This window comes from Citrobacter sp. Cpo148, from assembly GCF_030332375.1.
GTDB lineage: Bacteria > Pseudomonadota > Gammaproteobacteria > Enterobacterales > Enterobacteriaceae > Citrobacter > Citrobacter portucalensis.
In genome coordinates, this window is sequence record NZ_JAOWHY010000045.1 from 1 (window position 1) to 5,248 (window position 5,248).

General features: G+C 48.8%; 8 protein-coding genes and 1 pseudogene. 5 read left to right on the plus strand and 4 right to left on the minus strand.

Annotation, left to right across the window (positions count from 1 at the left end):
- Positions 1-114: 114 nt before the first annotated feature.
- From OGY10_RS14845 to OGY10_RS14860, 4 genes and pseudogenes are all read right to left on the minus strand, one after another.
- The gene (locus OGY10_RS14845) at positions 115-720 is read right to left on the minus strand and encodes a tail fiber assembly protein (protein WP_286576947.1); all 606 of its coding nucleotides are present in this window, start codon (positions 718-720) and stop codon (positions 115-117) included.
- Positions 721-792: 72 nt separating this feature from the next.
- A pseudogene (locus OGY10_RS14850) lies at positions 793-1,290 on the minus strand (phage tail protein); the annotation flags it as partial.
- A gap of 95 nt (positions 1,291-1,385) precedes the next feature.
- Entirely contained in the window at positions 1,386-1,994 is a 609-nt protein-coding gene (locus OGY10_RS14855; RefSeq protein WP_286576949.1) for a hypothetical protein, read from the minus strand.
- On the minus strand, positions 1,982-2,254 hold the full coding sequence (locus OGY10_RS14860) for a hypothetical protein (RefSeq protein ID WP_286576950.1): 273 nt from the start codon (positions 2,252-2,254) through the stop codon (positions 1,982-1,984). Before OGY10_RS14860 ends, OGY10_RS14855 begins: the two co-directional genes overlap by 13 nt.
- A gap of 159 nt (positions 2,255-2,413) precedes the next feature.
- On the opposite strand from OGY10_RS14860, the gene OGY10_RS14865 reads away from it, so the two are divergent.
- From OGY10_RS14865 to OGY10_RS14885, 5 genes are all read left to right on the plus strand, one after another.
- Positions 2,414-2,971: a recombinase family protein gene (locus tag OGY10_RS14865; protein WP_286576952.1), complete on the plus strand. Its 558-nt coding sequence runs from the start codon at positions 2,414-2,416 to the stop codon at positions 2,969-2,971.
- A gap of 83 nt (positions 2,972-3,054) precedes the next feature.
- Positions 3,055-4,227: a phage tail sheath protein gene (locus tag OGY10_RS14870; RefSeq protein WP_060855072.1), complete on the plus strand. Its 1,173-nt coding sequence runs from the start codon at positions 3,055-3,057 to the stop codon at positions 4,225-4,227.
- Positions 4,228-4,236: 9 nt separating this feature from the next.
- The gene (locus OGY10_RS14875) at positions 4,237-4,752 is read left to right on the plus strand and encodes a phage major tail tube protein (RefSeq protein ID WP_086550357.1); all 516 of its coding nucleotides are present in this window, start codon (positions 4,237-4,239) and stop codon (positions 4,750-4,752) included.
- Positions 4,753-4,806: 54 nt separating this feature from the next.
- Positions 4,807-5,109, plus strand: a complete 303-nt coding sequence (locus OGY10_RS14880) for a phage tail assembly protein (protein ID WP_001744189.1) — start codon at positions 4,807-4,809, stop codon at positions 5,107-5,109.
- 14 nt (positions 5,110-5,123) lie between these two features.
- Entirely contained in the window at positions 5,124-5,243 is a 120-nt protein-coding gene (locus OGY10_RS14885) for a GpE family phage tail protein (RefSeq protein WP_001397628.1), read from the plus strand.
- Positions 5,244-5,248: the final 5 nt, after the last annotated feature.

The following is a 5,248-nucleotide window of genomic DNA, read 5'->3' on the forward strand; positions in this document are numbered from 1 at the left end:
AACTGCAAATGAAAATCGCCCGCGAAATCTTGCATTCAATTACATAGTTCGTGCAGCTTAAATGAAAAGCCGTCTTAATGGGGTCAGTCCATAATGACGGCTTAATCATCTTTATCAAATTGAGGGCGGCTCAGGTAGTATCGCAGTTGGAAAATCTGAGGGTTTAATGGTATTCAGCGCATCAATATAGTCAAGCCACAGGTTAAACTTGCTTGTTTCTGTTTCGCTCATTCGATTGAGTTGTAGCTTTGAAGGCCAGTTATTTTTATTAATGACCGCATTAGCCTCATCAATCAGCGCCTGAATTTTCATTTCAAATGCCTGAACGTCAGCAACTCTTTTTGCATCGATATCCGTTATCCACTCAGTACCATTCCAGACATCAAATTGAGTTTCTGGCGCAATTGTGGTGGTATTTTCTGGAAGCTCTCCTAAAAACCGAACAGTGATTTTCTCCCCTGTATCAGTTTTATAAACTTCTGCTTCACGGTGATCTTCAACATACTCCCAGCCGTTCAGGTCTTCATTACGACAAATAGCAAAGCCAGCCTTGAATTTGCCGGGTTTATCAGTACAGGAATGGGCAGGCACGCCCACGCCTTCTGCAAGATATTCAACGGTTGATGACAGGTACTCACGGGTGATAGCATCATAGTTATAAACAGTGATTTCACCTGCAGATGATGCGATCCCATATGTATTCAAAATAGCTTCACTCATTCTCTTATCCTTCGTGCTGGGGCAAGATTCTACTATACTGAGCGTCCTCACTTATTCTTGATATTGATGTTGTTACATAGCCCTCACAATGTAATTAAATGACAGGTTACGTGGGCGGTTTTCATTTGCAGTTGGAACCATCAAGGATGCATCAAAAAAAAGCGAAGCAAATCTATCGTCTGTCGCTCCAATAGCAACATCTACTTGAGCAGCATACGATCCAAACTCACCGTCAGTGCGGAAAGCCCCTGTTGCCCCTGCATTAAAAAGCCTTGCTGATGTAGCTGCATTTCGTCCCTGAACCCCACCAGTGATATTTCTAATAGCATCACCTTGCTGAGCTAATATGATTCTCCCTGCATCCACTCCCCGCCCATCATCCCAGCCGCGAATAAACTCACCGCGTAAATCAGGTAATACGCCAGCCGGATAAATGGCCCCTAATTTCGGAAATGTATTTTTATCGAAGGGTGCGCCGTTATATTTCAGCCAGCCTTCTGGTGGGTTCGGGAGGGGCCACGGCACCGGCACCCCTACCGGTAACGCGGAGCCTTCTCCCAAACCAAGGTTTTTGGGAATACCGATACAAAGACGATACCAAGATTTTATTTACGGTAGGTTACATCAAGTGGCCACCATATTATAAATATTATGGTGGCCTGTTATTAGCTGGCATGTATTAGATTGAAGAGTTTTTTGGTAATCTCTTCGTTAGTATTGAAAAACATATTTTTTAAATCAGGTAATGCAAATGCTGCGTCAGAATCGTTTGGTGCAACAATAGGAGGTTCATAACCATCATCATACATTTTCTTTAAGGCCGAAACTATTTGCTTTTGCTTTTCGTTAAAGTCATTCATATCAATGAAGATGGAACCTGATAGGCTTCCATCATTTTCACGGATTATTGCCGGTTTGACTCGACAAACTTGGTCCATTTCTCCTGTGGCAAAACCGGCAATAGCTCCATTAAACATTAAAGAGGATGTGGCCCACATATCATATAATTTTCTGATTGCCATGCTCTGGATTTTTTTATCTTTGACATACCCAATTCCGCTAGCCAAAACTTCAGTTAAGGGATTTTCTCCTCTAGTTTTTCCTGCCCAATAACTGTGCATCCAATCAGCATTTGTCTCAAGTGGCGTGCCAAGGCAATCAGTGATCCATTCTGAATCTACCTCTGTAAAACTCTCTCCGTGAAAATCAATTTCCGCAATGTAGTTTTTAAGATTATTGTCTAGATGCCATCGATCTATTGCTATTTCGGCCATTTCCCGGGTCTTAAATAAATTCCTGTAAGGCGAGATACTTGTTCTTTATAATGGTCTAAGCGTACTTTCTCTAGGGCTAATTCATTTTGGAATTTTTCTTGTTTATTTCCGGATAAATAATCTTTTACTAGATTATAAAACCAAAGAGATACACCAAATTCGTTGTCGTGGCATATGGATTCGATTCTCCCAATTGCTACTTCCCATGCAACAATCGGGTTGTTTATATTCAAGTATGCGTAAAGTTTTCTTTGTTCCATTTCTATTCTCAATGAATGTAAGTTGGTGAGCACGTTTTACATGCTACCAGAATAAAATTCTATTTCGTAGTGGTTTTGATTCTTTTTTATTTTTATCACTTTGGTAACGTATCAATATACAATACATATTAACTCTCCTTGTTTTTATTAGGATAAATAATGCTTATAGGGTACGTACGTGTATCTACAAATGACCAGAACACTGCTTTGCAGCGTGATGCACTGGAACGCTCAGGATGTGAGCTAATTTTTGAAGACAAAATGAGCGGAAAAACAGCAGACAGGCCAGGGCTAAAAAGGTTGCTCAGGACGTTATCAGAGGGAGACACGCTGGTTGTATGGAAGCTCGACAGGCTGGGAAGAAGCATGCGACACCTTGTTACCCTGATAGAAGAACTCCGGCAGCGCGGAGTTAATTTCCGCAGTCTGACTGACAGCATAGACACCAGTACGCCAATGGGGCGGTTTTTCTTTCACGTTATGGGGGCACTGGCGGAGATGGAACGCGAGTTGATAGTGGAACGAACCCGTGCGGGACTGGAAGCAGCTAGAGCTAAAGGCAGGATTGGAGGGCGAAGACCAAAACTGACGCCAGAGCAATGGGCACAGGCTGGCAGGTTACTTGCTGCAGGTGAAACACGGCAGCGGGTTGCTTTAATTTTTGATGTGGGGATCTCGACGTTATACCGCAAATATCCTGCGACATTGTGTGATTAACAGGACAACGCCGCGCAGCTGTCTGCGTGACGTAATCAATACAACATAGGGCGAAGCCTATTCCAATCAGGAGGTTCGCCGCTATGGCTCAGGATTACCACCACGGGGTGCGCGTTGTTGAAGTCAACGAGGGCACCCGATCTATCACCACGGTGAGCACCGCTATCGTGGGCATGGTCTGCACCGGCGATGATGCTGATGCGTCCGTATTCCCTCTCAATAAGCCGGTTCTGCTGACGGATGTGCTGGAGGCCAGCGGTAAAGCAGGCGAGTCCGGCACGCTGGCCCGTTCGCTGGATGCGATTGCCGACCAGTCAAAACCCGTGACGGTTGTTGTGCGCGTGGCGCAGGGCGAAACCGAAGCGGAAACCACCTCCAATATTATTGGTGGCGTCACGTCCGACGGTAAAAAAACGGGGATGAAAGCGCTGCTTTCTGCGCAGTCGCAGCTGAAAGTTAAGCCGCGCATTCTTGGTGTGCCGGGGCACGACACGCAAGCGGTAGCCACTGAGTTGATGAGTGTTGCGCAGAGCCTGCGCGGGTTTGCCTACCTGTCTGCCTATGGCTGCAAGACGGTGGAGGAAGCCATTGCTTACCGGGACAATTTCAGCCAGCGAGAAGGGATGCTGATCTGGCCTGATTTCATCAACTTTGACACCGTTCTGAAAGCCGATGCCACGGCTTACGCCTCGGCCCGTGCGCTCGGTCTGCGCGCCAAAATCGACGAACAGACCGGCTGGCACAAAACCCTGTCCAACGTGGGTGTGAATGGCGTCACCGGTATTTCCGCTGATGTGTTCTGGGATCTGCAGGACCCGGCAACGGACGCGGGACTGCTGAACCAGAATGACGTCACCACGCTGATCTGCAAAGACGGCTTCCGCTTCTGGGGGTCCCGCTGCCTCAGTGACGATCCCTTGTTTGCGTTTGAGAACTACACCCGCACGGCGCAGGTGCTGGCTGACACGATTGCAGAGGGGCATATGTGGGCGGTGGATAAGCCGCTGAATCCGTCACTGGCCCGCGACATTATCGAAGGTATTCGCGCCAAATTACGCAGCCTGGTAAATCAGGGATACCTCATCGGGGCTGACTGCTGGCTGGATGAGTCAGTGAACGATAAAGACTCCCTGAAAGCCGGGAAGCTCACCATCGACTACGACTACACGCCTGTGCCGCCACTTGAAAATCTGATGCTGCGCCAGCGCATCACCGATCGCTACCTGGTCGATTTTGCCAGCCGTGTCAGTGCATAAGGGGGATACATGGCATTACCACGCAAGTTAAAACACCTGAACCTGTTCAACGACGGGAACAACTGGCAGGGGATCGTTGAGTCCCTGACTCTGCCGAAATTCACCCGCAAGTTTGAGAAGTATCGCGGCGGCGGTATGCCGGGCGCGGTGGATGTGGATATGGGGCTGGATGACGGCGCACTGGACACGGAATTTTCAATCGGCGGCACCGAACTGTTGTTATTCAAGCAGATGGGCAAGGCAACCGTTGATGGCATCCAGCTGCGTTTCACCGGCTCTATTCAGCGTGACGATACCGGCGAAGTTCAGGCCGTTGAGCTGGTTGTGCGCGGGCGTCATAAAGAAGTGGATTCCGGCGAGTGGAAAACCGGCGAGAGCAGCACCACCAAAGTCAGCAGCACCAACAGCTACGCGAAGCTGACCATTAACGGCGAAGTGCTCTATGAGGTTGATCTGGTCAACATGATTGAAATCGTTGACGGCGTGGACCTGATGGAAGCACACCGTAACGCCCTTGGCCTCTGATTTAACTTAACGGCGCGGTGATCCGCGCCAGTATCTGATTAACAGGAAACGAACATGAGCGACAAGCTGACTGAAAAAACCGTACAACTGGATACGCCAATCATGCGCGGTAAAACCCAAATCACCGAAATTGTGCTGCGTAAGCCTCAGTCTGGTGCGCTGCGCGGCACCCGCCTGCAGGCCATTATGGATATGGACGTGGGGGCCATGATGACAGTGATCCCGCGTATTTCCACCCCGACGCTGACCGCACAGGAAATGGCTGAACTGGACCCCGCCGATCTCACCGCGCTGTCGGTCGAGGTGGTGACTTTTTTGTTGAAGAAGTCGGTGCTTGCCGGTTTACCGACAGCCTGACGATTGATGACCTGGTGGCGGATATCGCCACCATCTTTCACTGGTCGCCGTCCATCACTGACGTTATGCCGCTGACTGAGGTGCTGGAGTGGCGGCACAAAGCGATTCAGAGAAGCGGGGCCAGCGATGAGTGACAATA

Coding starts and splice junctions, on each gene's coding strand:
- OGY10_RS14845 (WP_286576947.1), bottom strand. CDS start 720: ATGAGTGAAGCTATTTTGAATACATATGGGATCGCATCATCTGCAGGT.
- OGY10_RS14880 (WP_001744189.1), top strand. CDS start 4,807: ATGAGCGACAAGCTGACTGAAAAAACCGTACAACTGGATACGCCAATC.
- OGY10_RS14870 (WP_060855072.1), top strand. CDS start 3,055: ATGGCTCAGGATTACCACCACGGGGTGCGCGTTGTTGAAGTCAACGAG.
- OGY10_RS14865 (WP_286576952.1), top strand. CDS start 2,414: ATGCTTATAGGGTACGTACGTGTATCTACAAATGACCAGAACACTGCT.
- OGY10_RS14860 (WP_286576950.1), bottom strand. CDS start 2,254: ATGGAACAAAGAAAACTTTACGCATACTTGAATATAAACAACCCGATT.
- OGY10_RS14855 (WP_286576949.1), bottom strand. CDS start 1,994: ATGGCCGAAATAGCAATAGATCGATGGCATCTAGACAATAATCTTAAA.
- OGY10_RS14875 (WP_086550357.1), top strand. CDS start 4,237: ATGGCATTACCACGCAAGTTAAAACACCTGAACCTGTTCAACGACGGG.